This is a genomic window from Microbulbifer thermotolerans (assembly GCF_900112305.1).
Lineage (GTDB): Bacteria > Pseudomonadota > Gammaproteobacteria > Pseudomonadales > Cellvibrionaceae > Microbulbifer > Microbulbifer thermotolerans.
Genome location: NZ_FOKT01000003.1, coordinates 209,254 through 235,039 on the forward strand (window position 1 = coordinate 209,254; position 25,786 = coordinate 235,039).

At 59.5% G+C, this 25,786-nt stretch carries 28 protein-coding genes; 14 read left to right on the forward strand and 14 right to left on the reverse strand.

All coding sequences use genetic code 11. The features are described from left to right. Nucleotides 1-35: 35 nt before the first annotated feature. Genes ftsX through ftsY form a run of 3 tightly spaced genes read right to left on the reverse strand, consistent with a single transcriptional unit; the run spans nucleotide 36 to nucleotide 2,870 of the window. A complete protein-coding gene (gene ftsX / locus BM155_RS05930; protein WP_254773141.1) occupies nucleotides 36-1,067 on the reverse strand; it encodes a permease-like cell division protein FtsX in 1,032 nt (343 codons plus the stop codon). Further along, nucleotides 1,048-1,734 (reverse strand): cell division ATP-binding protein FtsE, encoded by a 687-nt coding sequence (gene ftsE / locus BM155_RS05935; RefSeq protein WP_067156841.1) that lies wholly within the window; start codon nucleotides 1,732-1,734, stop codon nucleotides 1,048-1,050. Before ftsE ends, ftsX begins: the two co-directional genes overlap by 20 nt. Nucleotides 1,735-1,784: 50 nt before the next feature. After that, nucleotides 1,785-2,870, reverse strand: a complete 1,086-nt coding sequence (gene ftsY / locus BM155_RS05940; protein WP_074901695.1) for a signal recognition particle-docking protein FtsY — start codon at nucleotides 2,868-2,870, stop codon at nucleotides 1,785-1,787. Nucleotides 2,871-2,944: 74 nt separating this feature from the next. On the opposite strand from ftsY, the gene rsmD reads away from it, so the two are divergent. The 3 genes from rsmD to ggt all read left to right on the forward strand — a co-directional run bounded on the left by rsmD (nucleotide 2,945) and on the right by ggt (nucleotide 5,877). After that, the gene (gene rsmD, locus BM155_RS05945) at nucleotides 2,945-3,511 is read left to right on the forward strand and encodes a 16S rRNA (guanine(966)-N(2))-methyltransferase RsmD (protein ID WP_067156851.1); all 567 of its coding nucleotides are present in this window, start codon (nucleotides 2,945-2,947) and stop codon (nucleotides 3,509-3,511) included. A gap of 74 nt (nucleotides 3,512-3,585) precedes the next feature. Further along, nucleotides 3,586-4,065 (forward strand): pantetheine-phosphate adenylyltransferase, encoded by a 480-nt coding sequence (coaD, locus tag BM155_RS05950; protein ID WP_067156857.1) that lies wholly within the window; start codon nucleotides 3,586-3,588, stop codon nucleotides 4,063-4,065. A gap of 66 nt (nucleotides 4,066-4,131) precedes the next feature. Then, nucleotides 4,132-5,877, forward strand: coding sequence for a gamma-glutamyltransferase (gene ggt / locus BM155_RS05955; protein WP_074901697.1), 1,746 nt, complete (start codon nucleotides 4,132-4,134; stop codon nucleotides 5,875-5,877). Between the two features lie 319 nt (nucleotides 5,878-6,196). Here the strand turns inward: ggt and BM155_RS05960 are convergent, their stop codons facing one another. The 5 genes from BM155_RS05960 to radC all read right to left on the reverse strand — a co-directional run bounded on the left by BM155_RS05960 (nucleotide 6,197) and on the right by radC (nucleotide 9,045). Continuing rightward, nucleotides 6,197-6,766 carry an amidohydrolase family protein gene (locus BM155_RS05960; protein ID WP_139223160.1) on the reverse strand — a complete coding sequence of 190 codons (570 nt, stop codon included), beginning with the start codon at nucleotides 6,764-6,766 and terminating at the stop codon, nucleotides 6,197-6,199. Nucleotides 6,767-6,831: 65 nt separating this feature from the next. Next, a complete protein-coding gene (mutM, locus tag BM155_RS05965; protein ID WP_074901712.1) occupies nucleotides 6,832-7,647 on the reverse strand; it encodes a bifunctional DNA-formamidopyrimidine glycosylase/DNA-(apurinic or apyrimidinic site) lyase in 816 nt (271 codons plus the stop codon). 78 nt (nucleotides 7,648-7,725) lie between these two features. Next, on the reverse strand, nucleotides 7,726-7,881 hold the full coding sequence (gene rpmG / locus BM155_RS05970; protein WP_067156865.1) for a 50S ribosomal protein L33: 156 nt from the start codon (nucleotides 7,879-7,881) through the stop codon (nucleotides 7,726-7,728). Nucleotides 7,882-7,917: 36 nt separating this feature from the next. Continuing rightward, entirely contained in the window at nucleotides 7,918-8,154 is a 237-nt protein-coding gene (gene rpmB, locus BM155_RS05975) for a 50S ribosomal protein L28 (RefSeq protein ID WP_067158178.1), read from the reverse strand. 216 nt (nucleotides 8,155-8,370) lie between these two features. Further along, nucleotides 8,371-9,045, reverse strand: a complete 675-nt coding sequence (gene radC / locus BM155_RS05980; protein ID WP_067156868.1) for a RadC family protein — start codon at nucleotides 9,043-9,045, stop codon at nucleotides 8,371-8,373. A gap of 102 nt (nucleotides 9,046-9,147) precedes the next feature. Here radC and coaBC point away from each other — a divergent pair, with 102 nt between their 5' ends. From coaBC to slmA, 4 genes are all read left to right on the forward strand, one after another. Continuing rightward, nucleotides 9,148-10,362, forward strand: coding sequence for a bifunctional phosphopantothenoylcysteine decarboxylase/phosphopantothenate--cysteine ligase CoaBC (coaBC, locus tag BM155_RS05985; RefSeq protein ID WP_074901715.1), 1,215 nt, complete (start codon nucleotides 9,148-9,150; stop codon nucleotides 10,360-10,362). A 46-nt stretch (nucleotides 10,363-10,408) separates the two neighbouring features. Further along, complete coding sequence (locus BM155_RS17530) at nucleotides 10,409-12,766, forward strand: phosphomannomutase/phosphoglucomutase (protein ID WP_074902011.1); 2,358 nt, start codon at nucleotides 10,409-10,411, stop codon at nucleotides 12,764-12,766. 58 nt (nucleotides 12,767-12,824) lie between these two features. Next, entirely contained in the window at nucleotides 12,825-13,742 is a 918-nt protein-coding gene (argB, locus tag BM155_RS05995; RefSeq protein ID WP_067156877.1) for an acetylglutamate kinase, read from the forward strand. Nucleotides 13,743-13,863: 121 nt separating this feature from the next. Continuing rightward, entirely contained in the window at nucleotides 13,864-14,466 is a 603-nt protein-coding gene (gene slmA / locus BM155_RS06000) for a nucleoid occlusion factor SlmA (protein ID WP_067156879.1), read from the forward strand. Nucleotides 14,467-14,487: 21 nt separating this feature from the next. Here the strand turns inward: slmA and BM155_RS06005 are convergent, their stop codons facing one another. Both BM155_RS06005 and pyrE read right to left on the reverse strand, forming a co-directional pair. Beyond that, nucleotides 14,488-15,108, reverse strand: coding sequence for a hypothetical protein (locus BM155_RS06005; protein WP_067156881.1), 621 nt, complete (start codon nucleotides 15,106-15,108; stop codon nucleotides 14,488-14,490). A 43-nt stretch (nucleotides 15,109-15,151) separates the two neighbouring features. Continuing rightward, nucleotides 15,152-15,805, reverse strand: a complete 654-nt coding sequence (gene pyrE / locus BM155_RS06010) for an orotate phosphoribosyltransferase (RefSeq protein WP_067156883.1) — start codon at nucleotides 15,803-15,805, stop codon at nucleotides 15,152-15,154. Between the two features lie 114 nt (nucleotides 15,806-15,919). On the opposite strand from pyrE, the gene BM155_RS06015 reads away from it, so the two are divergent. Then, entirely contained in the window at nucleotides 15,920-16,687 is a 768-nt protein-coding gene (locus tag BM155_RS06015) for an exodeoxyribonuclease III (protein WP_067156885.1), read from the forward strand. 67 nt (nucleotides 16,688-16,754) lie between these two features. On the opposite strand, the gene rph is transcribed toward BM155_RS06015, so the two are convergent. After that, nucleotides 16,755-17,474, reverse strand: coding sequence for a ribonuclease PH (rph, locus tag BM155_RS06020; protein WP_067156888.1), 720 nt, complete (start codon nucleotides 17,472-17,474; stop codon nucleotides 16,755-16,757). Between the two features lie 122 nt (nucleotides 17,475-17,596). On the opposite strand from rph, the gene BM155_RS06025 reads away from it, so the two are divergent. Then, complete coding sequence (locus BM155_RS06025; protein ID WP_067156891.1) at nucleotides 17,597-18,478, forward strand: YicC/YloC family endoribonuclease; 882 nt, start codon at nucleotides 17,597-17,599, stop codon at nucleotides 18,476-18,478. A gap of 54 nt (nucleotides 18,479-18,532) precedes the next feature. Here BM155_RS06025 and BM155_RS17775 read toward each other — a convergent pair whose 3' ends face one another. Continuing rightward, nucleotides 18,533-18,763, reverse strand: coding sequence for a type I restriction enzyme endonuclease domain-containing protein (locus BM155_RS17775; RefSeq protein WP_074901717.1), 231 nt, complete (start codon nucleotides 18,761-18,763; stop codon nucleotides 18,533-18,535). 478 nt (nucleotides 18,764-19,241) lie between these two features. Then, nucleotides 19,242-19,571 carry an ArsR/SmtB family transcription factor gene (locus BM155_RS06035; RefSeq protein ID WP_437180634.1) on the reverse strand — a complete coding sequence of 110 codons (330 nt, stop codon included), beginning with the start codon at nucleotides 19,569-19,571 and terminating at the stop codon, nucleotides 19,242-19,244. 92 nt (nucleotides 19,572-19,663) lie between these two features. Here BM155_RS06035 and BM155_RS06040 point away from each other — a divergent pair, with 92 nt between their 5' ends. Beyond that, a complete protein-coding gene (locus BM155_RS06040; protein WP_074901720.1) occupies nucleotides 19,664-20,701 on the forward strand; it encodes a permease in 1,038 nt (345 codons plus the stop codon). Between the two features lie 48 nt (nucleotides 20,702-20,749). On the opposite strand, the gene BM155_RS16980 is transcribed toward BM155_RS06040, so the two are convergent. Continuing rightward, nucleotides 20,750-21,034 (reverse strand): hypothetical protein, encoded by a 285-nt coding sequence (locus tag BM155_RS16980; RefSeq protein WP_139223161.1) that lies wholly within the window; start codon nucleotides 21,032-21,034, stop codon nucleotides 20,750-20,752. 318 nt (nucleotides 21,035-21,352) lie between these two features. Between BM155_RS16980 and BM155_RS06045 the strand changes: the two genes are divergently transcribed. From BM155_RS06045 to rpoZ, 4 genes are all read left to right on the forward strand, one after another. After that, the gene (locus tag BM155_RS06045) at nucleotides 21,353-23,098 is read left to right on the forward strand and encodes a S8 family peptidase (protein ID WP_074901722.1); all 1,746 of its coding nucleotides are present in this window, start codon (nucleotides 21,353-21,355) and stop codon (nucleotides 23,096-23,098) included. Nucleotides 23,099-23,321: 223 nt separating this feature from the next. Beyond that, nucleotides 23,322-24,566 carry a sterol desaturase family protein gene (locus tag BM155_RS06050; RefSeq protein WP_074901725.1) on the forward strand — a complete coding sequence of 415 codons (1,245 nt, stop codon included), beginning with the start codon at nucleotides 23,322-23,324 and terminating at the stop codon, nucleotides 24,564-24,566. A gap of 221 nt (nucleotides 24,567-24,787) precedes the next feature. Continuing rightward, the gene (gmk, locus tag BM155_RS06055) at nucleotides 24,788-25,405 is read left to right on the forward strand and encodes a guanylate kinase (protein ID WP_067156906.1); all 618 of its coding nucleotides are present in this window, start codon (nucleotides 24,788-24,790) and stop codon (nucleotides 25,403-25,405) included. A gap of 101 nt (nucleotides 25,406-25,506) precedes the next feature. Next, the gene (gene rpoZ / locus BM155_RS06060) at nucleotides 25,507-25,776 is read left to right on the forward strand and encodes a DNA-directed RNA polymerase subunit omega (protein ID WP_067156909.1); all 270 of its coding nucleotides are present in this window, start codon (nucleotides 25,507-25,509) and stop codon (nucleotides 25,774-25,776) included. The last annotated feature ends 10 nt before the right edge of the window (nucleotides 25,777-25,786 follow it).

Below are 25,786 nucleotides of genomic sequence, written 5' to 3' on the forward strand. Positions count from 1 at the left end.
GCAGCCATTTGCTGACGAAACTCCTGATCAACGAATCAGCGCGGCTCTATGGCCTGGATGTGCCGCGCCACCGCCAGCCAGGCCCCGGTCAGACCGAGCAGGGCGGCGCCGACGGTCAGCCCCAACAAGTAGCGGTAGCCAGGCCCCTGCAGGGTGTAGCCGCTGCCGTAGGTTGAGGAAAGTCCAGCCACCGGGCCGGAGAGAAGCGCAACCGCGACAGCCACCAGCAGCCAGGCCAACAGACCGCCGAAAAAGCCGTAGCAGAGACCGCTGTACAGGAAGGGGCGGCGCACAAAGGCGTCGGTGCCCCCCACCAGTTTGGCTACCAGTATTTCTTCGCGACGGTTCTCTATGTGCAGGCGTATGGTATTGACCACCACCAGGACAACACCCAGCGCGAGCAGTGCGGCCAGGCCGGCGGACAGGCGCCGCCCCAGCTCGGTCAGCCGCGCCAGGCGCTGTACCCAGGCCATATCCAGCACCACCGCGTCGACCAGAGCACTTTCGCGCAGACGCTCTGCCAAAGCCTCCAAGGATTCGGCCTCTGTGTCACGGGGACGCAGCAGCAGCACCGCTGGCAGAGGGTTGCTGTCCAGACCAGCGAGGGCATCACCGAGACCGGCGGCCTGCTGAAATTCAAGCAGCGCTTCTTCGGGAGAAATATAAGTGACCTCTGCCACATCGAGTTCGGCGCGCAGCGTATCGGCAAAGGCTTCCGCCCGGTCCTCGGTGATATCCATGTGCAGGAATACCGAGATCTGTGGCTGCCCGTCCCAACCGGCCACGGCGCGCTGGAAGTTGGCCAGCCCCAGCTGCAACGCCGCCGGCAGGGCCAGGGCAATGGCGATCACCAGGGCGGTCATGCCGCTGGCTATGGGGGTAGCAAAAAAACGCCGCAGGGACTCGACAGCCATCTCCCGGTGGTGACCGAGCCAGCTGTGCCAGCGATCGCCCATACCGGTGCGCGCCGTCACCGCCCCTGTGGGCCGCTGCGGCTTCACTTCCGTCGCCACGCGTTGGGATTTGCGCGATATCTGCGGTGACTTCTTATAGGGCGGCTGCTTCACGACTGGGAACTCCATCGTAGATCAACTGGCCCGCTTGCAGGGTGAGCACCCGGCGCTTCATGCGCGCAATCAGCTCCAGGTCGTGGCTGGCCACCAGCACAGTGACGCCAACGGCATTGAAGTCGGCAAACAGCTGCATAATCTCCGCCGATAGCTGCGGGTCCAGGTTTCCGGTGGGCTCGTCCGCCACCAGTATCGCCGGCTTATTCACTACCGCACGGGCGATACCGACCCGCTGCTGCTCGCCGCCAGACAGCACTATCGGATTCTGCTTTTCCTTGTGCAACAACCCCACCTTGTCCAGCGCCGCACGCACCCGGCGACCCAGCTCTCGCCGGCTGCAGCCGGCCACCTGCAGCGGCAGGGCCACGTTGTCGAAAACGCTGCGGTCAAACAACAGCTGGTGATTCTGAAAGACGATGCCGAGGTTGCGGCGGAAGTAGGGAATCTGCCCCCGGCGCAGCCGGTTTAGATTCTGTCCGGCCACCAGGATGCTGCCGCGGGTCGGGCGCTCTATCGCGGTGAGCAGCTTCAGCAGCGTACTTTTACCCGCGCCCGAGTGCCCTGTGAGAAACACCATGTCGCCGCGCTCGATTTCCAGGCTGACGCGCATCAGGGCATCCTGACCGGACTCATAGCGCTTACTGACATTGTCGAAGGTGATCATCGGGAAGTTATTCTTCTATTCACTGCCGCCGTATCCGCCAACCGGCGGGATCAGTTCGCTTCGCGACCGAAAAGCGCGGCGACAAATTCTTTCGCGGCAAACGGCTGTAGATCTTCGGCCTGCTCGCCGACGCCGATAAAGCGTACCGGAATCCCGAACTTGCGTGCCAGGGCAAAGATCACACCGCCCTTGGCGGTGCCGTCCAACTTCGTCAGCACCAGGCCGGTGACACCGGCCGCGTCGCGGAACTGTTGGGCCTGGCTGATGGCATTCTGGCCGGTACCGGCATCCAGCACCAGCAGTACTTCGTGCGGGGCGCTGGCGTCCAGCTTGCCCATTACCCGGCGCACCTTGGCAAGCTCTTCCATCAAATTGGACTTGGTGTGCAGGCGCCCGGCGGTATCGGCAATCACCACATCAATCCCCTTGGCGCGCGCCGATTGCACCGCATCGTAGATAACCGAGGCGCTGTCGGCACCGGTGTGCTGAGCCACTACCGGTACATTGTGGCGCTCCCCCCAGACCTGCAGCTGCTCCACCGCAGCGGCGCGGAAGGTATCGCCCGCGGCCAGCATCACTGACCTGCCTTCCCTCAGGTAGCGGTGGGCCAGCTTGCCGATGGTCGTGGTCTTGCCAACACCGTTGACGCCCACTACCAGGATCACAAAAGGCTTCTTGGACGTATCGACCACCAGTGGCGCCTCCACTGTATCCAGCAGCTCACCCAGCTCTTCCTGCAGGGCGCGGTAGAGCGCATCGCCATCCGCCAGTTCGCGCCGGGAAACCCGCTCGGTAAGGCGGTCGACAATTTCACCAGTGGCCTCGACACCCACATCCGCCACCAGCAGTTGGGTTTCCAGCTCTTCCAGCAGTTCCTCGTCTATCTCTTTAGCGCCGAGGAAGAGGTTGCCCATGCCCTCGGCAAACTGGCTGCTGGTGCGGCTTAGGCCGCGGCGGATTCGGGCGAAGAAGCCCTCTTTTTTGGGCGCAGGCTCAGCGGCCTCGCGCGGCGCTTCGGGCTGCTCAGCTTTTGGAGTAGAGGCATCCCCCGCTGACTCCGGGGGCTCCGGCGCCGTCTGGGACTCCACTGTTTCATCGGGTTTGGGCTTCTTTTTGCGCAGGAAATCAAAGATCATCGGTGAGTCCGGGTGTACCGCTTGCAGAAAGGCGCTAATCTTAGCACCGCTTCCGAGAATTCAAGAGGTATCCCTTGGCCAAATCCCGCCCGGCAAAAGTTTCCCTCTCCCAGCTGCGCATCATCGGTGGCCGCTGGCGGGGACGAAAACTGCAGTTTGCGCCACTCGAAGGGCTTCGGCCGACTGGCGACCGCCTGCGCGAAACTCTGTTCAACTGGCTCCAGTTCTACCTGCCCGGTGCCCGCTGCCTAGACCTCTTTGCCGGTTCCGGCGCCCTGGGGCTGGAGGCCCTGTCCCGCGGCGCCTCCGAGGTGGACTTCGTAGAATTGAATCCCGACGCGGCGCGAATGCTAAAGCAACAACTCGCCCTGCTTGAGGCGGACAATGCCCGTGTACACCAGGACAGTGCAGCCGCGTTCCTCGCCCGACCCGCCGCCAGCTACGATATCGTTTTCGTGGACCCGCCCTTCGCCGGCGACCTCTGGCAGCAAACCCTGGCCGCGCTGGCACCGCACCTGGCCGAAGGGGCCCTGATCTATGTGGAGACGCCCCGCGACAAGGCGCTGTCCCTAACCGAAGACTGGCGGATAGAAAAGGAGAAACGGGCAGGGCAGGTGTGCATGCGGCTATTGTCCCACTGACGCCCAATTTTGAGCCTGCGGAGCAAATTGTTTACCATGCGCGTCCTATTTCGGCCCGCACAGAGCCTCGACGTATGAAAAAAGTCGTCTATCCCGGAACCTTTGACCCCATTACCAACGGCCATTTGGACTTGGTGGAGCGGGCCTGCCGTCTATTCGACCATGTGATCGTCGCAGTGGCGGCCAGCCCGCGCAAGAATCCACTCTTCACCCTGGACGAGCGGGTCGAATTGGCCCAACAGGTACTCGGACACCTGCCCAATGTGGAGGTCATTGGCTTCGATATCCTGCTCGCCGATCTGGTGCGGCAGGTGGACGCCTACGGCATTCTGCGGGGACTGCGCGCCGTGTCCGATTTCGAGTACGAGTTCCAGCTGGCCAATATGAACCGCCAGCTGGCGCCGCAGATGGAAAGCCTGTTTCTGACTCCGGCAGAGCACCTGTCTTACATCTCCTCTTCTCTCGTGCGCGAGATCGCCTCCCTCGGTGGCAACGTCACCAAGTTTGTGCCGCCGCCAGTGGAGAAAGCCCTGGAGAACAAGTTCCGTCAGTAACGCGGTCGGGCTTTTGGCGCTTTCTGTTACACTCGTGCGGATTTTCCACAATCCGCGGAGTGTTTTGTGCGTTACCTGACTCTCGCCCTGCTCATTCTTTCCATTAACGTCACCGCCGCGCCCACCCGCAGCGACACATCCACGGCGGAAATCCAGCCGGAAATCGCGACCGGCCGCGGCGAGATCAAGTCCGCCACAGCGGGAAAATACATGGCGGTCACCGCCAACCCCCACGCCAGCCGCGCCGCCGCGGAAATACTCGCAAAAGGCGGCACGGCCGTGGATGCGGCCATCGCCGCGCAGCTGGTGCTGGGCCTGGTGGAACCCCAGTCCTCCGGCATCGGCGGCGGGGCGTTTATGCTGAGTTACCGGGCGGATAAAAAGGCGCTTCAGTACTACGACGGCCGCGAAACCGCGCCGGCGGCAGTGGACGAAAACTATTTTATGGAAGGGGCAAAACCCCGCGGTTTTCTTGAGGCTGTGATCGGCGGTTATTCTGTGGGCGTCCCGGGTGTGATGCGTCTGCTGGAACTGGCCCATACGCGCGACGGCAAGCTCCCGTGGAAAACCCTCTTCCAACCGGCAATAGCACTGGCAGAATCCGGTTTCGAAGTCTCTCCGCGCCTGCACCAACTGCTGGAAAAAATGCCTCAGGTCGCCGTACGTCCGGCCATAGCCTCTTACTTTTTCGATAAAAACGGCGAGCCACTGCCGGTGGGTTACCCACTGCGCAATCCGCAGTACGCCAAAACGCTGCGCCTCCTCGCCGATAAAGGTGCCGACGCCTTTTACGAGGGCGAAATCGCCGAGGCCATCGTACGTGCAGTGGCGGAAGATCCGGTCAACCCGGGCCTGCTTACGGCCGAGGACTTGGCCGCATACCGGGCCAAGGTGCGCGCCCCCTTGTGCTCAGATTTTCTCGAGTACAAGGTTTGCGGCGCCGACGCCCCTTCCTCCGGCGGTACTACAGTGGGTGCCCTCCTCGGAATGCTCGATCAATTCCCGTTACAAAACTATCGAGTCGGCGATGCGGAATTGATTCATCTGTTCGTGGAGGCATCGGAGCTGGCGTTTGCTGACCGGAACACCTATTTGGCAGATGCGGATTTTATTACCGTCCCCAGCCGTCCGCTGGTGGCGCCCGGCTATCTGGCCGAACGCGCCAAGCTGATAGACTTTGACGCGGCCACCGTGGCAATGCCCGGCAACCCGGTTTCCTTTAGCCGCGAACGGCGTACAGCGAGTTCCCCGGAACTGCCCAATACCAGTCATTTGGTGATAGTGGACCGTTACGGCAACGGCGTCAGTATGACCACCAGTATCGAAACCGGTTTTGGATCGCGGCTGATGGTGAAAGGCTTTTTACTCAACAACCAGCTAACCGATTTCTCCTTTACGCCCAGGAATGCAGACGGCGCCCTGGTGGCCAACCGTATCCAGCCCGGCAAGCGACCGCGCTCGTCCATGTCTCCGACCATCGTATTTAATGAAGACGGCAGTATGCGCCTGCTGGTGGGATCTCCTGGCGGCTCGCGGATTATCGACTACACCGCGCGTACCATCCTTTACCACCTGGGGCTGGAAATGCCGATCGCCGAGGCCATTGCTGCCGGCAATATCGGGGCCATCGGCAGGCGCGTGGAATTGGAGCCCGGTTTTTTCAGTGAAGACACGGTAGGAAAACTGAAGAGACTCGGACATCAGGTAGTCTTGCGCGATCTCAACAGCGGTATTCACGCAATTGCTCTTAAGGACGGCAAGCTGATCGGGGGTGCCGACCCGCGGCGCGAGGGCAGTGCACTCGGCAAGTAGAGGAGCCACCACGCGCGCCTGTTTCCAGCTTTTGTGCGAACCAGCCTGGGTCTTTAGGGAACCTCTGATTAATTCGCGTGAACGCTTTGGCTAGTTCCGTGGCGCTCAGGCAATAGGATGGCCATTTCGAAAACGCACGAGTACTTCCCTGTAGCTCCGACGGATACATCCCTGTATCCGACGGTTTCGAAATGGCCATCCTATCACCTGAGCTTCTCATCTAGCGCCAAAGAATTTTTACCGTCAGGAAGCGAATTAATCAGAGGTTCCTTAGCGCCGTATCACCAATCGGCTGCAGGGGGCATCAGCAATCTCCCGCTCACTGCGTGTCGGCTGGATTCCTCTGGGTATTGTTGGACTCAGGCTGGGCGTCAGCGGCGCGGGGAATAATTTTTTCCAGTAGTGCCACGGCACTCCTACCCCTCAATACCCCAATAGCGAGGCCGTTTTCGTCCTTCTCGATTACACCGCCCTCGGGGTTGGGGGTATCGCTGTTAATTCCCGCGGCCGCAAGGCCTTCGGAATTGGTCCAGATGCTCATATGGTCGCGGGAAATCAGCACTATGGGCACAAAGTCGCTGACTTGGTCCAACAGTGCTTTGTGCGGCCGCGCCGTACCGAAAGCAGCGGCGTCCCACCCCTTACCCACGATGACCTGCAAGTCCGGGTTGTCGCGCATAAAGTCTGCCACCGCCCGCACATAGTCCTCGGGGCTGCGCCCAGCGCGCAGATCCACCGCCCGCTCGACACCGGGCAGTTCCAGCGGCCGTTCCTGCAACTGCCCGCTTGGCAATTCAGCAGCGGGGCCGCCACCTTCACCTGCCGGTGGCTCAGGGCGACCGCACGCGACGAGCAGTGCGGCGGCACAGATCAGCCAGACAAGTTTCATGGCCCCTCCGCGGCTTTTGGCTTTGTGAACAGTATAGAAAGGACGGCGCCAGTGCCCGGCGCGCCTCAGCGCTGGCAATTTCTGCAAAAAAAGGTATTGCGCTGGCCGAGCACCATATCGCGCACCGGTCGCCCGCAGCGGGGGCAGGGCAGGCCAGTGCGACTGTAGACATTGAGTTCTTGCGCAAAGTAACCGGGCTGGCCGTCGCCGCCGATAAAGTCGCGCAGAGTGGTACCACCCTGTTCGATGGCCCGCGCCAACACCTGTCGGATGGCATCCGCCAGGCGCCGATAGCGGGCGCGGGAAATCGTGCCGGCAATTCTGTCCGGGCGTATACCAGCGAGGAAGAGCGACTCACTCGCGTAAATATTGCCGACGCCAACAACGATGCGCCCGTCCATAATCAGGGTCTTCACCGATTGGCGACGCCCGCGGGAGGCAGCAAACAGATGGTCACCGCTGAAATTGTCCGACAGGGGTTCCGGCCCGAGGTGGGCGAGAAGCTGGTGGCTGGTGGGGTCCGATTCGGTCCACAACAGGGCACCAAAACGGCGCGGGTCCCGGTAGCGGAGGACCAGGCCGCTATCCAACACCCAGTCGATATGGTCGTGCTTTTCCGGCGGCACTTCGGCGCCCACCAGCCGCAGACTGCCGGACATCCCCAGGTGCCAGATGGCGCAGCCGCGCTCCGTGTGCACCAGCAGATACTTGGCGCGGCGCTCCAGGCGCAGAATTTTTGCGCCGACTATGCACTTTTCAAGACCTTTTTCCACCGCCCAGCGCAGCTGGCGCTGCCGCACCTTGACGGAATCTACCCTGTGACCTTCCAGGTGCGGGGCCAGGCCGCGGCGGGTGGTTTCCACTTCGGGTAATTCAGGCATCTACTCGGCCCCCGAAAGCTGCCAACAAAAAAGCCCGGGAAACTCCGGGCTTTTTCACAAACGATTTAAGCAAGGCGATTACTTGATCTTGCCTTCCTTGTAAATCACATGCTTGCGGACAACGGGATCGTATTTCTTGATCTCCATTTTTTCCGGCATGGTGCGCTTGTTCTTGGTGGTGGTGTAGAAGTGGCCGGTGCCGGCACTGCTGTTCAGACGAATCTTCTCACGCATTGTTCTGTCTCCGATCTCTCAGCGGCTCTCCGCCGGTTACACTTTTTCGCCGCGGGCGCGCAGCTCGCTCAGCACGGCATCGATACCTTTTTTATCGATAACGCGCATACCCTTGGCGGAAACCCGCAGCTTCACAAAACGCTTCTCGGATTCCACCCAAAAGCGGTGGCTGTGCAGATTGGGCACAAAGCGGCGCTTGGTACGGTTCTTGGCGTGGGATACATTGTTACCGGTGACCGGGCGCTTACCGGTTACCTGACATACCTTGGACATGTTGGCCTCTTCAAAACTCTCTCGAGCCCGCGTCAGGGGATGCGGGGACATCAAATTCGGGATTCTAATCCGGTTCCTGGGCGGCGGCGGAAACTGTTCAGAATCTGGCCCGGCCGCAAAGAGCGGCGTTTTATACCAGAAGAGCCCTTGTGGGGCAAGTTTTATACAGCGCATTGTCCTCTGCGGGGCCGGGCGAGCGGATGGCTCACAGGTTCCCTAAAGCAGCCCCTGTTCGACAAACGACAGCGCCTCTCCCTCGCCGACAATCATATGGTCAAGCACCTTGATATCCACCAGTGCCAGCGCCTGGGACAGGCGCTCGGTGATCAGGACATCCGCCTGGCTGGGCTCACTGATACCGGAGGGGTGATTGTGGGCCAGAATGACGGCCGCGGCCCCCTTGTGCAACGCGGCCTGCACCACCTCTCGCGGGTAGACGCTGGCGGCGTTTAGAGTGCCCTCAAACAGTTCTTCGAAGGCGATCACCCGGTGCTGACTGTCCAGATAGAGGCAACAGAAAACTTCACGCCTGCGATGGCGCAAATGCGCAGAGAGGTAATCGCGGACCGCGCCGGGGCTGCACAGGGCATCGCTGCGCTGCAGGGTCTCCGCCAGATGGCGGCGCGCCATTTCCAACACCGCCTGCAACTGCACATACTTGGCATCGCCGAGGCCCTTGCCGCGGCAGAACTCCTCCCGTTCCGCCTCCAGCAGCGGCCGCAGACCGCCAAAATCCGCCAACAAGCGGCGCGCTAAATCCACCGCCGACATCCCGGCCACCCCCGTGCGCAGAAAGATCGCCAACAGCTCCGCGTCTGAAAGCGCCTCGGCCCCGCGCTGCAGTAGTTTTTCCCGCGGCCGCTCCGCAGCCGGCCAGTCTGTAATTCGCATACCTTCCTCCCTGAAGTAACGCTTGTTCCGCCCCCGGCCTTGGTACCAACGGGCGCATAAATGCTAATCTTACCCGCTCTTTCAACTTCGGAAACAGCGCCTATGTCTTCCCTGGCCGACAAACACATACTGCTGGGCATCAGCGGTGGTATCGCCGCCTACAAGAGCGCCGAACTGGTGCGCCGCCTCAAGGAGCTGGGGGCAGATGTGCGGGTGGTGATGACGGCCGGTGCCCAGGAATTCGTAAGGCCGCTGACCTTTCAGGCACTGTCCGGCAACCCGGTGCATACAGATCTGCTGGACCCGGCAGCCGAGGCGGCCATGGGCCATATCGAGCTGGCCAAATGGGCGGAACTGATACTGATCGCGCCCGCCAGCGCGCAGATATTGGCCAAGCTCGCCGCGGGCATAGCCGACGATCTGCTCTCCACCTTGTGTCTCGCCAGTACAGCCAGACTTGCCCTGGCCCCGGCGATGAACCAGGCCATGTGGCGCCATCCGGCCACGGCAGCCAATGTGCAGACATTGCGCAACCGCGGTGCGCTTTTCTGGGGCCCCGCCGCCGGCAGTCAGGCCTGCGGTGACGAGGGACCCGGTCGCATGCTGGAACCGGAAACGCTGGCAGCTGAGACCGAAGCGCTGTTCCACCTCAACCGAACCCTGGTCGGCAGGAGAGTGGCAGTTACCGCCGGCCCCACCCGGGAGGCCCTGGATCCGGTCCGATTCCTCTCCAACCATAGCTCCGGCAAAATGGGCTTTGCCCTGGCCGCCGCGGCACAGCGCGCCGGCGCCGAGGTCACACTGATCGCCGGCCCGGTAAATCTCCCCACCCCCGAAGGTGTCAGGCGTGTGGACGTGGTCAGCGCCCTGGAGATGCGCGACGCGGCTGAGCGCGCCGCCGACCACTGCGATATATTTATCGCCGCTGCCGCCGTAGCGGACTATCGCCCGCAGGCTGTGGCACAACAGAAAATCAAAAAGAAGGCGGACAGAGGAGAGGAGACGCTGGCCCTGGTCAAAAACCCGGACATTGTCGCCGGTATCGCCGCGCGTACCGACTCGCGTCCCTTTACCGTTGGCTTTGCCGCGGAGACCGAAAAAGTCATCGAACACGCGCAGGACAAACTGACGCGTAAAAATCTCGACATGATCATCGCCAACGATGTCAGCGCCGCGGACTCCGGTTTCAACAGCGATCGCAACACCGTTACCATTATTGATTCCTCTGGCTGTGAGACCTTACCGCCGACTCTGAAAACTGAACTGGCAGATCAGCTGATCGCCATGATCGCCGCCCGCGCCCCCGCGCAGGAATAATCGCCCCAATAACAACCGCGCAACCGAGAGGTTATTGAAAAGCACCGTGGCATCACGCAACAAGACTGATTTCAAATCTCTGTTTCATCGCGGCCTGCTGCTACCGGCCCTGCTGGCAGTCGCTGCCTGGCTGGGCGGCGCCTACTATATTGAAGCGAACATCATCGCCCCCCGCAGCGCCCGGCAAGTAGCGCAGGCCGCACAGCGGGAGGTGCAAGCGCACGCGGCGAAATTGCAACAAAACCTGGCCGCGCAGGCACGGGAACTGCAAACCATCAGCGCAGATGAAGGCCCGCTGCAAAGCGCGGCACTGCCGGGCGCCACTGTCCAGGCTTTTGCCGCCGACCAACTGCGCGTCGGTGCGGGTAGCGATCCCCGCCTGAATTTTGCCCTGGTGGATCTGCTCAAACGCACACAACGAAAAACCGGGCAGCCGGCGGAATTTCTGCGCACCGGCGAAAACAACAGCTGGCAGCTGCACAGAGCTATTTCCCAGCAGGACAAACTGTTACTGGTCACACAACCCTTTACCGCTTTTGAAGACACACTGAAAAAACTCGACAAAGGCAAGGGACACCTGCAATTGGTGCAAAAATTTCCCGACGGCCCGCCACAGACCCTGTGGCAAACAGGGCAGGGCAGCGGCACGGCGTCCAGCGCCAAAGTTGGCGGCAGCTACCTGACCATAGAGTTCAAGCCCTCTCCAGCCTTTGCCAAAGCCAACGGTATATCTGCCCGCTGGGTTTATTTTGCCGCGCTCGCGGGCCTGATAATCTCTCTACTGCTACTGCTGCGTTTTATGCCCCGCGACAGCAAGGCGCCCTGGGAGAGGAGCAATAAAAAAGCCGGTGACGGCACCGATGCCCCGGAACCGCAGCAGACCGAGTCCCTCGCCGCTATTCCCAGTGGCCCTATTCCCCAGGCGGTGACGGCAGTGCCCGATGAAGCGCCCCGCTCGAAATCAGAACCGCAACAGAGGAGCACTGCGCCGCAAAAGTCTGACCTGATGACCGAAATGGATTTCCCGGCCCATGTATTCCGCGCCTACGATATCCGCGGCATTGCCGAGAAAGAGATTAACGAGCCTTTCGCCTATCAGCTGGGGCGCGTTCTCGGCACCCTGGTCCAGCATATGGGCGGAGACCTGCTGTTGGTGGGCCGCGACGGTCGCAACAGCAGCGAGCTGCTTAGCAATTGCCTGGTGGAAGGTATTCTCGACAGTGGCTGCAACAGCGTGAACCTGGGGCTGGTGCCGTCTCCGCTGCTCTATTTCGCCTGTGCCAAAGGTAAAAACACCAGCAGCGGTGTCATGGTGACCGCGAGCCACAATCCGGCGGAATACAACGGTTTCAAGATTATTCTCAAAGGCCGGCCTCTGGCGGAAGACAAGCTGAAAAAGTTGCACCAATTGATGCAAAAGGGACCCTTCAAGAGCGGCCGGGGCAGCAACCGCGAGCAAGACATCAAGGAAAACTACATCGACACCATTTTTAACGACGTGGCCCTGGCTGGACAGCCGCACCTGGTGATAGACGCCGGCAACGGCGCCACCTCATTGCTGGCGCCGCGGCTTTTTGAACAGCTGGGCTGCGCCGTGACGCCGCTGTTCTGCGAAATCGACGGCAACTTTCCCAACCACGCGCCGGACCCCTCGCGCCCGGAAAACCTGCGGGCACTGATCGACAAAGTCCGGGAAACGGGCGCGGACCTTGGCGTCGCCCTTGACGGCGACGGCGACCGCGTCACACTGGTGTCCGCTTCCGGCCGCATCGCCTGGCCGGATCAGCTGGTAATGTTACTGGCCCGCGACATTCTGGCGCGCAACCCGGGGGAAAGCGTCGTATTCGATGTAAAAAGCAGCCGCGCTCTGGCACAGCTGATCAGCCAGTATGGCGGCCGCCCCATAATGTGGAAAACCGGCCACGCACCGATGAAAACCAAGATGCTGGAGACCGGCGCTATTCTCGGCGGCGAGCTCTCCGGGCACATTTTTATCAAAGATCGCTGGTTCGGTTTTGACGACGGCATCTACGCGGCCGCCCGCATCCTCGAAATTATGGCCCTGCGCGAACAGAGCCTGGACGAACTGCTCGATTCACTGCCCCAGTTCACCAGCACCCCGGAGATACTGCTGGAAGTAGAAGAAGGGGATAAATTCGCATTGATTGAAAAACTCAAGACTCAAGGCAATTTCGGAGATGCCGATGTCAACGACATTGACGGTCTGCGGCTGGAGTACGCCGATGGCTGGGGGTTGGTGCGCGCCTCCAATACCGGCGCCGCGCTGACACTGCGCTTTGAGGCGGAAACGGAGGATGCCCTTGAGCGCATCCGCAAGCTGGTGATGGCCGAATTAAAAAAAGTGGACCCGAAACTGGCCGTGCCCAATTGGGAACTTCTATAAGCGTTGCAACCGCAGCCCCGCACAGGGAAGCCTGTCTGTAGATTAGGAACTAATTTTTATGTCACTCGATAGTAAATCCGCACTGCGCATCGCCCAGGTTCTGAACGAAGCGCTGCCCTATATCCAGCGTTTCACTGGTAAGACCATCGTGGTCAAGTTCGGCGGCAATGCAATGGTGGATGAGACACTGCAAAACAGTTTTGCCCGCGACATTATCCTAATGAAGCTTGTGGGAATGAACCCGGTCGTGGTGCACGGCGGCGGGCCGCAAATCGGCGAACTGCTTCAGAAGCTCAACATCGAATCCCGCTTTATTGACGGTATGCGTGTCACCGACAGCGAAACCATGGACGTGGTGGAAATGGTCCTCGGTGGCACCGTGAATAAGCAGATCGTCAATCTGATCAACAAGAACGGCGGGCGCGCCGTCGGGGTAACAGGCAAAGACGGCCTGCTGATCAAGGCGAAAAAGCTCAAGATCAAAAACGAGGCCGCCGGCCTGCACGCATCGGAAATTATCGACATCGGCCACGTAGGCGAAGTGGAGAGCGTCAACACCGATGTCATCGACATGCTGATCAGAGGCGATTTTATTCCCGTCATCGCCCCCATCGGCGTGGGCAGGGACGGCGCCTCTTACAATATCAACGCCGACCTGGTGGCAGGAAAAATCGCCGAGTACCTGCAAGCGGAAAAGCTGATGCTGCTGACCAACGTTGCCGGCCTACAGGATAAAAACGGCAAGGTGCTCACCGGCCTCAGCACCCTGCAGGTTGACGGGCTCATCGCCGACGGCACCATCTACGGCGGCATGCTGCCGAAGATTGCCTGCGCCCTGGATGCGGTCAAGGCCGGCGTCACATCGGCGCATATTATCGATGGCCGAGTCCCCCACGCAGTACTGCTGGAAATATTTACCGACAGCGGCGTGGGCACCCTGATCACCAACTCCGCCAATGCGGAGCAAGCGGATTAACAATTGAAGCGGGCAGGGCGAACCGGTAGGATTCCCGCGCTTTTCTAACCCGGGTTCCGGAGAGCGCCCCTCCGGCAGCCTATGCGAACTGCGCTTTGAACGCATAACAACAAGGCAGCGAATGAGCAGCGAAAAGATCAACCGCCGTCAACAAATTCTCCAAGCCCTGGCACATATGTTGGAGGCCAGCCCTGGAGCACGCATTACCACCGCGGCCCTGGCCAAGGAAGTGGGCTTTTCCGAAGCGGCGCTTTACCGCCACTTTCCCAGCAAGTCAAAAATGTTCGAGGGGTTGATCGAATTTATTGAGGAAACGGTGTTCAGCCGCATCTCCCTGATACTGCAGGAAGAGCCTGCGGCCCTTGGCCGCTGCCAAAAGATACTGCACCTGTTGCTGGCTTTCTGTGAACGCAATCCGGGCATCACCCGCCTGCTCACTGGCGACGCGCTGACCGGGGAAACCGAGCGACTACACGGGCGTATACTGCAGTTCTTCGACCGGCTGGAAACCCAAATGAAGCAGATATTGCGGGAAGCGGAATTGCGCGAACAGCTGCGCCCGGCGCTTCCTCTCGGCGCCGCCGCCAACCTGCTGCTGGCCAGTGCCGAAGGGCGCATCATTCAGTACGTGCGCAGCGGCTTCAAACGCAAACCCACAGAGTACTGGTCCGAGCAGTGGCCGGTGCTGACGGCGGGTTTCTTCCGTGAAACGGCGCTGGTATAAAAGCCGGTAACCCGGCACTTATTACTGACGCGCGATCTCCGCATAGCGTGCCGCGGCCTTGTCGAACTCTCTGTTGATCTCCACCGCCTCTGCCTCCCGACGGCTCAGGCGCTCCTTCAATACGGCTACTTCCTCGCGCAGATCGGCAATGCGCTCCAGCAGCCCGGGCGCCACTTCGCGGCCCTGGCGCTGGATGCGCGCGGCCGCCGCCTCTTCCTGCTCTATCTGCCGGCCGAGACTGGCAATGTTGGAGCGCATAATCGCCATATCCTGCTCGACGATCGCCAGCTTGCGGGCACGGGCGCTCTCGATATCGGCAACGCTGTTGTAACGTTTCAGCAGCTGGCGATCCACCTCCCGCTGCTCTTCGAGGCGCTTCTGCTCGGCCAGTTCCTCGCCGCTCAACTGTGGCGGCACTACTTTGAGGACGCGGCCGGAGAGGCTCAGTATCTCGTAGCCCTTGGCCACATAGCGCGGCGGCACCTTATCGTCGAGTACACGGACGCCATTCTCGTCCGTGTAGCGGTAGAGCACCTTGCCCTCAATCTCCCCGCCCGGCTGTGCCTGAGTGGAAGCTGAGGGCAGCAGGGCGCTGATCAACAGGGCCGCGGCTAAGGATTTTGAAGGGGAAGCGACTTTCATCGCACTTCTCGCTGCTGGGTCAGATGTGCCTGCTATTCCGGTATCACTGTGCGGCAGCGCCGTAACGCTGGCGGTAGTCCTCGATCTTTTTCACCGTGCCGCTATCCTGCGACTGCTCTTTCAGATAGCTGATGATATGGTCCAGCTGCACGATGCTGATTACCGGAATATTGTACTGTTGCTCAACCTTCTGAATAGCGGAGAGTTCACAGTCTTCACCGGCCCTCTCCTGGCGGTTCAGCCCGATGACCACACCGGCCGCCTCGGCGCCCTGCTCGCTGATGATCTGCATCACTTCACGTACCGCAGTGCCGGCGGTAATCACATCATCGATAATCAAAACCTTGCCAACAAGCGGCGCACCTACTAAGGTTCCGCCTTCACCGTGATCCTTGGCCTCCTTGCGGTTGTAACAGAAGGGTTTGTCCACACCTTTCTTTGCCAGCGCCACGGCAGTCACCGCACCCAGCGGTATACCCTTGTAGGCCGGCCCGAAAATGACATCAAATTCAACTCCAGAGGCGAGTATCGCTTCGGCGTAGGCCTGTCCCAGCGCCGCTAGCGCGGCGCCTGTGTGGAATCGGCCGGCATTGAAGAAATAGGGGCTCCGGCGACCGGACTTCAGGGTGAAATCACCGAAACAAAGCACCTGATGATCCAGGGCTAGTTGGATAAAATCGCGCTGATACTGCTGCATGGAAAATTAATATCTATTGGCTAAGGTGAAGGGAGACTTCTCCGCAGAGATCTGTCGGAGACTGGTAGTAATAATGTTAGTAATCATACACAGTCCGCTGGTAAGGGGCTAATAATGCGAATAGTGAGTCTGTCGGTAGACGGCGTTCATCAGGCGGCACAACGCGGCCTCTACGATTGGCTGGCCGAGCAGGACGCGGATATCATCTGCCTGCAAGATCTGCGCTCCCTGGAGCCGGAGCTGGATCACCCCGTGTTCCACCCCGACGGCTATTACAGCTACTTTTTCGATTCCGGTACGCCGCACGAAAACGGTGTCGCCATCTATACCCGCAGCCAACCGAAGGCGATTATCTTCGGTATGGGATTCGCCAATGGCGAAGACATGTACGGCCGCTACTTGCAGGCTGACTTCGAACGCCTCAGCGTCGGCTCCCTGCTGGCACCGGTGGCCACCGACGAAGCATCTCTGGAAAAGAAAGTGCAGTTCTTCGACGACATGCAGGCGCACTTGGTCAAGATCAGCCGCAAACGCCGCGACTTTATTTTCTGCGGCAACTGGGGCATGGCCCACCGCCGCGCCGACGTGCAGAACTGGCAGGACCATCAGGACACCCCCGGTTTTATGCGCCACGAACAGCGCTGGCTGGACCAGCTGTTCAACGACATCGGCTATGTGGATGCCTTTCGCAAGGTGGTGAAGGATGCCGACGAATTCACCTGGTGGCCGAGCGGCAAAATCGGCCAGGGAGATGGCTGGCGCACCGATATGCAAGTGGTCTCGCCCTCATTGAAAAACCGCATCGAGTACGGCGCCATCAACAAAAATGTCGACTTCTGCAGTCACCTGCCGGTCATTATGGATTACGACCTGGAAGTTTGACCCGAGATGTAATGGTGACGGGCGATCGGGCGCGGCCCGATGCACCCGATCACCGGCCAGAAGAGACTTACTCCGCGAGCACGGCCCGCTGAATAGCGATTAACTCGTCTATTCCCGCTTTACCCAAAGCCAGCATCTGCGCGAACTGCTTTTCGGTGAAAGGCTCTCCCTCGGCTGTGCCCTGTACTTCGATCATGCCGCCGTCTTCCGCCATCACCAGGTTCATATCGGTATCAGCGTTGCTGTCCTCCGGGTAATCCAGGTCCAGCACTGGCTCGCCGTCGTAAATGCCTACGGACACAGCTGCTACCAGGTTCTTCAGCGGGTCCGTGGTGATGATTTTCTCCCGCTGCATGTAGCGCAGCGCATCCACCAAGGCGACACAGGCCCCCGTGATGGCCGCGGTGCGGGTGCCGCCGTCCGCCTGTATCACATCGCAATCCAGCGTAATCTGATTTTCACCCAGCGATTGCAAATCCACTGCCGCGCGCAGCGAGCGGCCGATCAAGCGCTGAATTTCCACTGTGCGGCCACTCTGCTTGCCCTTGGCCGCCTCGCGAGGCATGCGCGAACCGGTGGAGCGGGGCAGCATGCCATACTCCGCGGTAATCCAGCCGCTGCCCTGGCCGCGCAAAAAGCGCGGCACCTCGTCCGCTACAGACGCGTTGCACAGCACCTTGGTATCGCCAAATTCTACCAACACCGAACCCTCCGCATGGCGGGTATAGTTGCGGGTAATACGGACAGAACGCATTTGCGCCGGCCCGCGGCCACTGGGACGCTGCATAGATCACCTCTTTGTAAGCTCAAAGCCCGGCATTATAACCCCCGGCCAGACAATCGGATTCCGTGTGCTATGATGCCCGGCCGATTAAGTCTGGCAGAACATATTTTCCAGGGGGAACACGCATGGCCAGGGTGAACGACAAAGTACGCAGTATGACCGCCTTCGGTCGTGCGGAAGCCTCCTACGGCACCGGCACTGCCACCTGGGAACTGCGCTCGGTCAACCACCGTTACCTGGAACCCCATTTCCGCCTTCCCGAGACCGCGCGTCCGCTGGAAACCCAATTGCGCGAAACACTGCGCAAGACACTCTCCCGCGGCAAACTGGAACTCACCCTGACCCTTAAGCCCAGCAACGCGGAAACGGCGGGCCTGGAGATCAACCAGCCGCTGGTAGCAGCACTGTTGCGCGCCGCAGAACAAGTCTCCGCCGGCGGCAATTGCGCACCGATCAACCCCCTGCAACTACTGCAGTGGCCGGGCGTGATCACTGAATCAGAGACAGATAGCGAACAGCAGAGCGCCGCGATTCTTCAGGCCTTCGGCGAAGCATTGGCACAGCTCAACGCCAACCGTGAGCGGGAAGGCGCGGAACTGCGCAAATTTATCGAAGCGCGCCTGGATAATATCGAGAAACAAGTCGCCGACGTGCGCGCGCTGCTGCCGCAGATTTTGGAGGCCCAGCGGGAAAAACTGCGCGCACGGCTCGAAGAACTGCTTGCCGAACTGGATCAGGACCGGCTGGAACAAGAAATAGTCTTGCTGGCACAAAAAGCCGACGTGGACGAAGAATTGGACCGCCTGGATGCTCACATTACGGAAACCCGTCGCGTCCTCGCCGGCGGCGGCGCCATCGGGCGGCGACTGGATTTTCTGATGCAGGAATTCAACCGCGAGGCCAACACCCTGTCATCCAAATCCGTGGTTACCGACACCACCCAGGCGGCGGTGGAGCTCAAGGTGTTAATTGAGCAGATGCGGGAGCAGGTACAGAATATAGAGTAGAAGCAGACACACCACTGCTCCAACTGTTCGACAGAACTTCCGCCTGCTGCAGCACTATCTCCACTGCTTCCGGCGCTTTGTCCGGTGGGTATTTGCGCAGGCTTTCAGCAATTTCCACGGCAATTTTTTTAGAATCTCGCCTCCCAGTTCCCGCACTGCACTTTCGTTGTTGGCCTGGGCGTCGTAGAAGGCAACCTCGTCCAAGCTCAGCCCAACAACGAAAGTGCAGTTCTGGATTGGGTGCGTCCCGTTCTTTCTCCGCCAGAAACTCCTTAGCCATGGCAATGAACTCTTCTTAACCTACGCTGTTTCAATCGCACGGTTGTTGTAGCGGCGCAGGGTTTCCTGCAGGCGCTTCTGCTTCAGGGTTTAGCCTTTTACCAGATGGCTCTTCAGTACTTGAGTGGCCCTCTGCCGGAACTGGGCTGGGCGTTTGGAGCAGCCCCATCTGCGCCTGATTCAGTCACACAGTCTTTCACCACTGCATCCCAGTGCTTATCCAGCACCTCCAGGACGATTACACCCGGGGGTAACCATTGGTTACCGCCGTCGCCGTGGGAGTTTCTGAAAGTTTCTTCGTCAACGCGCCGGGAAAAAAGCCCGTTCGTAAACGGTAATTGAATCAAGCTTCACAAAATAAAATACACTCTCTGGAGATAGCAAACCTTGAAACTTCTCCGCATATTGGCTTCGCATGTACCAACAAATTAGTGTTCTTTTCTACTGCATAATTACCTCGCCACTTTGAAACTCAGCGGGATACCTACTTCGAGTCAAGCCCTCCCGACACCCCCACACAACACTCCTCCTTCAGAAAACCAATCAAGCTTTCCAAGTGCTGGTATTCGGGTATGCAGATAATAGTGCGGCTGTGTTTTTCCTGGCGGATCAGGCCCACCTTGGCCATACGCGACAGGTGGTGCGACAGGGTTGAAGCGGGAATGCCCAACGCTTGCTGGATTTCGCCGACGGCGGCGCCGCGGTGGCCGGCTTTGACCAAAAAGCGGAATACCGCCAGTCGGTGACTGTTCCCCAGTTCGGCCAAGCTGGCGGCCGCCTCTTCGTGATCCATGTACATACTTCTGACCAACATTTCTAAATTTCTAGAATTATGGTTGACACACGCCGAAATGACAAGCTAGGCTTGCCTATATTTCGATAAATCTAGAAATATGGGAGCGATCGATGTCACCGCAACTGCAAGATACCTTGGGCATGTTTGCCTTTCTCGCTGTCGAACTGTCGACACTATTTATTGGCATTAGTCTGTTGGTAGGGATGCTTCAGCGGCATATTCCGCCATCTAAGGTGGAAGCCTTGCTGAGTGCCAGCCGGCGCAGAAGTTATTTTCTGGCGGCGGGCCTGGGGGCGATTACGCCGTTTTGCAGTTGCTCGACCATTCCGATGTTGAAGGGTTTGATCCGGGCGCGGGCCGGTTTCGGGCCGATGATGGTGTTTTTGTTCGCTTCGCCACTGCTGAACCCGATTGTGGTCGGCCTGTTGATCGCCACCTTCGGTTTGACGCTCACGGCTATCTACGTAGTGGCGGCTTTCGGGGTTTCGCTCGGAGCCGGCTGGCTGCTGCAAACGCTGGGGTTTGAGCGCTATATCCGCAGTGACACAGGCAAAGAATCTGCGGGCTGCGGGTCGTCTGACTGTAGCGCCGAGCCGGCTGCCTACACTGGCGACGGAAGCTGTTGCGGGAGCACGCCGACCACAACATCTAGCGGCGGCTGTTGTGAGAGCGCGCCGGCCACAACATCTAACGGCTGCTGTGGCGATTCACCCTCTGCGGCCGTCGCCATCGATAAAGAAGGTAAATACAGCGGTTTGTGGCAGGAGGCCTGGTCAGACTTTGTGGATGTTCTGCCCTATTTATTGATTGGCATCTCCATTGGCAGCGTAATCTATGGCTTTATGCCCACTGGGTTGTTGGAGGAATATGCCGGGCCGGACAATTCTTTCGCGATCCCGATTGCAGCGGTCATCGGTGTGCCACTGTATATCCGTGCCAGTGCCGTCATACCGCTGGCCGCAGCGCTGATGACCAAAGGTGTGGGCGCGGGCGCGGTATTGGCATTGATTATTGGCAGTGCCGGTGCCAGTCTGACAGAGCTTATCCTTTTGCGTTCACTGTTTAAGTTCAGGCTTCTGGTGGCCTTTGTCACCGTGGTATTTGCCATGGCAATCATTGCAGGGTACGCCACGTTTCTGTTTTTTTAAGTAAGCCTTGATAAATTCGCCTGAGCGCTGTCGATGATGCAGCGGTGCTCAGGCAATGGAGTGGAAATTTATAAAAGCCGAGATCCCTATCCAATAAAGTCGAAATCCCTCTCCAACTATTTGCGTTTTTTCAGGCGGATTATTCGCAGGCCAAATAGCATTTATCAGCCATTCATCCGCATGTTTACTCGTATTTTTACCGCGAACTTTTTCACCAAAAGAAATATTTTCATAACGCTTAACACTTGTGAACAACGTTGCTCCATAGTGGTGCACAACCAAACAACTTTTTCTAATTGAGATTTGGTTCTCACTTTGGAAGCCATGCTGCACAAATGTTCTCCAAGAAATAGCATTTTGGCGCCAAATTCAAAGAGTTATCCCCAAAAAAAACTGAGGGATAGAATCATATTTCCGTTAAAGGAAAGCATTAGGATTATTATCCTTTTGTGACATTGAGTCTTTCCCGTCTAAATCTGTCGCTAAGCGTATCGGCAGCAGTATTCGTCGGCACACGAGAAACCACTCTTTGGGCAATAATTTTTGATTGTTCAAAAGTAAAACGGTAGGCGGGATACAGGAAGTAAAACGGCGCGCTGCGGGCAATTGGCGGTCGCGTTCAAAACAATAACAAAGGAGATTATGGCAACAATGAAATCACCCTTAAAAAACCTCGTGCAAAAATCCGCGCTGTTAAGTGCGGTCACTCTATTATGCGCGGGTCCTTTCACGGCCCACGCGGTGGAAACCAGCAACCCCGCGGCCGCGCCCATGAGTATGAGCGCGCAACCAGTCACTGACCGCATCATTGTCAAATATAAAAACACGTCGCAGTTGAGCATGGCTTCCAGCATGTCTCAAACCGCAATGGAAAATGCCTCGCGCCTGGCGGGCACTGAATTGCGTCACATGCGGCGCTTGGCCACCGGCGCACAGTTGATGCGTCTGAATAAGCATAAAGGCGGAGCCGAGCTGGCGGAGATTATCAGCCGTCTTCAACAAGACCCGAACGTCGAGTACGCGGAACCGGACTTGCTTCTGCAGCCCATGGCCATTCCCAACGACACCTACTACAACCAGCAGTGGCATTATTTCGAGTCCGCCGCTGGCCTGAACCTGCCCTCGGCCTGGGACACCACGCAGGGGGAAGGCGTCGTAGTGGCAGTGATCGACACCGGCTACCGGCCGCATGCGGATCTGGTGGACAATATTTTGCCCGGCTATGACATGATTTCTGATTCCACCGTGGCCCAGGACGGCGGCGGCCGCGACAGCGATCCCAGTGACCCCGGTGACTGGGCGCCCGCAAATGCCTGCTACTCCGGCTCACCGGCCACCAACAGCAGTTGGCACGGCACCCATGTGGCCGGCACTATAGCGGCTGTCACCAACAACGGCACCGGCGTCGCCGGCGTGGCCTACAAGGCCAAGGTAGTGCCCATCCGCGTTCTGGGCCGCTGTGGTGGTTACACCTCGGATATCGCCGATGCCATTATCTGGGGCGCGGGCGGCAGCGTCAGCGGCGTGCCCAGCAACCCCAACCCGGCGCAGGTATTGAACCTCAGCCTGGGCGGCAGCGGCAGCTGCGGCACCACCACCCAGAATGCAATAAACACTGCGCGCAGCCTCGGCGCCACAGTAGTGGTGGCCGCGGGGAACTCCGGCGCCAATGCCGGCAATTACACGCCCGCCAGCTGCTCCGGTGTGATCACCGTCGCCTCCGTGGACCGCTCCGGTGGCAGGGCCTGGTACTCCAACTACGGCAGTGTGGTCGATGTGGCGGCCCCCGGCGGCGATACCTCGGTATCCAGCAACGGTGTGCTGTCCACTCTGAACAGCGGCACTCAAAGCCCGGGCAGCGACAACTACGCCTACTATCAGGGCACCAGCATGGCGGCTCCCCACGTGGCCGGCGCCGCGGCACTGCTGTACTCGGTGGACCCAACCATTACCCCGAGCGAGGTTGAGTCCATCCTGACCAGCACCGCGCGCAGCTTCCCGGCTTCCTGCAGCCAATGCGGCGCCGGTATTGTCGACGCTGCGGCAGCGGTAGCCGCGGCTGGTGGCGGCAACAACGGTGGCGGCGGCGGTGAGGAAACCGGCTGGACCGAGACCAATCTCTCCGGCAGTCAGGGCTCCTGGCAGCACTTCACCCTGGAGGTGAACAGCGGTATGTCCTCTCTGAATGTAGAGATGTCCGGAGGCAGTGGGGACGCCGATCTCTATGTGCGTTACGGCGCCCAGCCCACCACCAGCAATTACGATTGCCGCCCCTACCGTTGGGGCAACAGCGAGAGCTGTAGTTTCAACAATCCCTCCGCGGGCACTTGGTATATCAGTATCCGCGGCTACAACTCCTACTCCGGTGTGACCCTGGACGCCCAGGCAACGGAGTAACCCGGAGCTTTTGCTGTAACTGCGACTATATTTCCGCAGTTTTCAGCACAGAAGGGCGAGCCAAGTGCTCGCCCTTCGTCCATCTTGAACAATACCCACCCACTCGCATCCGCAAAAATCCCTAACGGATTTCAAAATCACGTCCTCTCCCACCTAGGCGCCCGCCCCGGGGCTGTGGCAAAGTCCCTGCAATTGGGCCGAATAACAAAATAAAGAGGTACCCGTGAGTCTCATCACCCTCGCTATCCCCTTTTTTCTTATCGCTGTTCTGGTGGAGCTGGCACTGGACCGCTGGCGCGGATGGGGTCTTTACCGGCTGAACGACGCCATCGGCAGTCTCGGTGCCGGCATACTGAGCCGACTTTCCGGACTGGTGCGCGCCGGCCTGCTGCTGGCCATCTACGTGCCCGCATACGAGTGGCTGAAGCCCATCTACGCAGCGGCGGGTCTCCATTGGTCTGCGGACAACATCTGGCACCTGTTTTTGGCGGTGGTGGCCTATGACTTTTGCTACTACTGGAAACACCGCTTCGCGCATGAAATCAATCTCCTTTGGGCCGATCACCTGGTGCACCATCAGAGTGAGGACTACAACCTGACTACGGCGCTGCGCCAGCCGGCGGGCGGCCCGCCAGTGGGCTGGATCTTTTATATGCCACTGCTGGCCATCGGCCTTCCCCCGGAAATGGTGGTCACCGCTGGCGCCATAGACCTGATCTACCAGTTCTGGGTGCACACACAGAAGTTCCCCAAAGTGCGCTGGATGGAGTGGGTCTTCGTAACCCCGTCAAACCACCGGGTGCACCACGCTCAGAACACGATCTACGTGGACCGCAATTACGGCGGGGTATTTATCATCTGGGACCGCCTGTTCGGCACCTATCAGGAGGAGCTGGAAGAAGAGCCGTGTATCTACGGGGTACGCAAACCGCTCAATAGTTTCGATCCCCTGGCCGCCAATCTACAACACTACAAGCGCATGGCTTTGGATGCTTGGCACACTAAAAACTGGTGGGACAAGCTCACGCTTTGGTTTCGCCGCACCGGCTATCGCCCGGCGGACGCCGAAGCAGCCATGCCGGTGCCTTCCTGCGACCTAAACAACTTCCAACGGTTCGATCCGCAAATCACCCGCGGCCAGCGCATCTACGCGCTGGCACAGCACCTGTGCTACTCCGCCGCCACCCTGGCATTGCTCTGGCATGCGCAACACCTGGACTACTGGCAGCAACTCACTACCGTACTCGCGCTGACCTTCGGTCTGGTCGTCAACGGCCGTATTCTCGACGGCCACCGCCTGGCCAAGGGGGCAGAGTTGATCCGCCTCGGAGCCCTGGCTGCACTCCTGCCACTGCTGCCGACACCCCTGTCCGCCACCCTGGCCATCTATTGTTTGCTCAGTGCATTGAGTTGGTGGTGGTTGGCTTTTACGAGCAAAGCCGATAGAGTCGCCCTCGTTAGCGATTAGCAACAGGGAACAAAACCCGGTCGCAGGAGGTAGGTGGTGATCGGGGGCCCTTCCCACAGGGCGGTTCCGGCCGGACTCAGGGGCGTCTGTACCAGTAGTTGGTACGAGCGCTCCTGAAAACTCCCAACACATCCCCCCCACCGGCCGGGACTTAGCCTTTTACCCGCCTCGTGCAATTGCATCCGTTATAATGCGCCCTTTGTCCGGATGCAGGATCAGTTGTGCAAACAGGAACCCTTTTTACCGTGTCCGCACCCTCAGGTGCGGGAAAAACCAGCTTGGTGAAAGCGCTGGTAGACAGCGACAGCCAGGTGACCGTGTCCGTATCCCACACCACCAGACCCATGCGCCCGGGCGAGCGGGATGGGGTCAACTACCATTTCGTCGACCGCGATGCATTTGTGGAAATGCTGAACAGGAATGCCTTCCTCGAACACGCGCAGGTATTCGACAACTTTTACGGCACCTCGCGGGAGTGGGTCGAGCAAACACTGGCCAGCGGTCGAGATGTGATTCTCGAAATTGACTGGCAGGGCGCCGCCCAAGTGCGCCGTCTGTTACCGGATACGGTCGGCATCTTTATATTGCCACCCTCCCAGCAGGCGCTCCGCGAGCGTCTGACCGGACGCGGCCAGGACGAGCAGAGCGTGATTGAAAAGCGTATGGCGCAAGCCATCGACGAAATGTCCCACTATGTGGAAGCGGACTACCTGGTGATCAACGACAACTTCGACGAAGCGCTGCGCGAGCTGCGCGCGATCGTTACCGCCCAGCGCAGCCGCCTGCAGTGCCAACAACAGCGCCACGGCGCGCTGTTGGAAGCACTCCTGCACCATTGAGTCAGCTGTTCGATTTGCGTACACTGTTCGGTCCGATAGAATATCCGTACCGAATTGCCTCGCAGGTAACGCCTGCGCACTGTTAATGGAACCGAAAATTTATGGCACGCATTACCGTTGAAGATTGCCTGCAACACGTCGACAACCGCTTTGAACTCGTCATCGTGGGCAGCAAACGCGCCCGTCAGATTGCCACCGGCGGCAAAGACCCGCTGGTACCGGAAGAGAATGACAAGCCCACGGTAATCGCCCTGCGGGAAATCGAAGAGGGCCTGGTGGACGCCAGTATCCTCGACGAACCGGAAGAGGAGGCGGCCCCGGCACCGCAATCCCTGTCCGCTCCGACCTACCTGTCCGAGCAGAACATCTGATTCGTTTGGA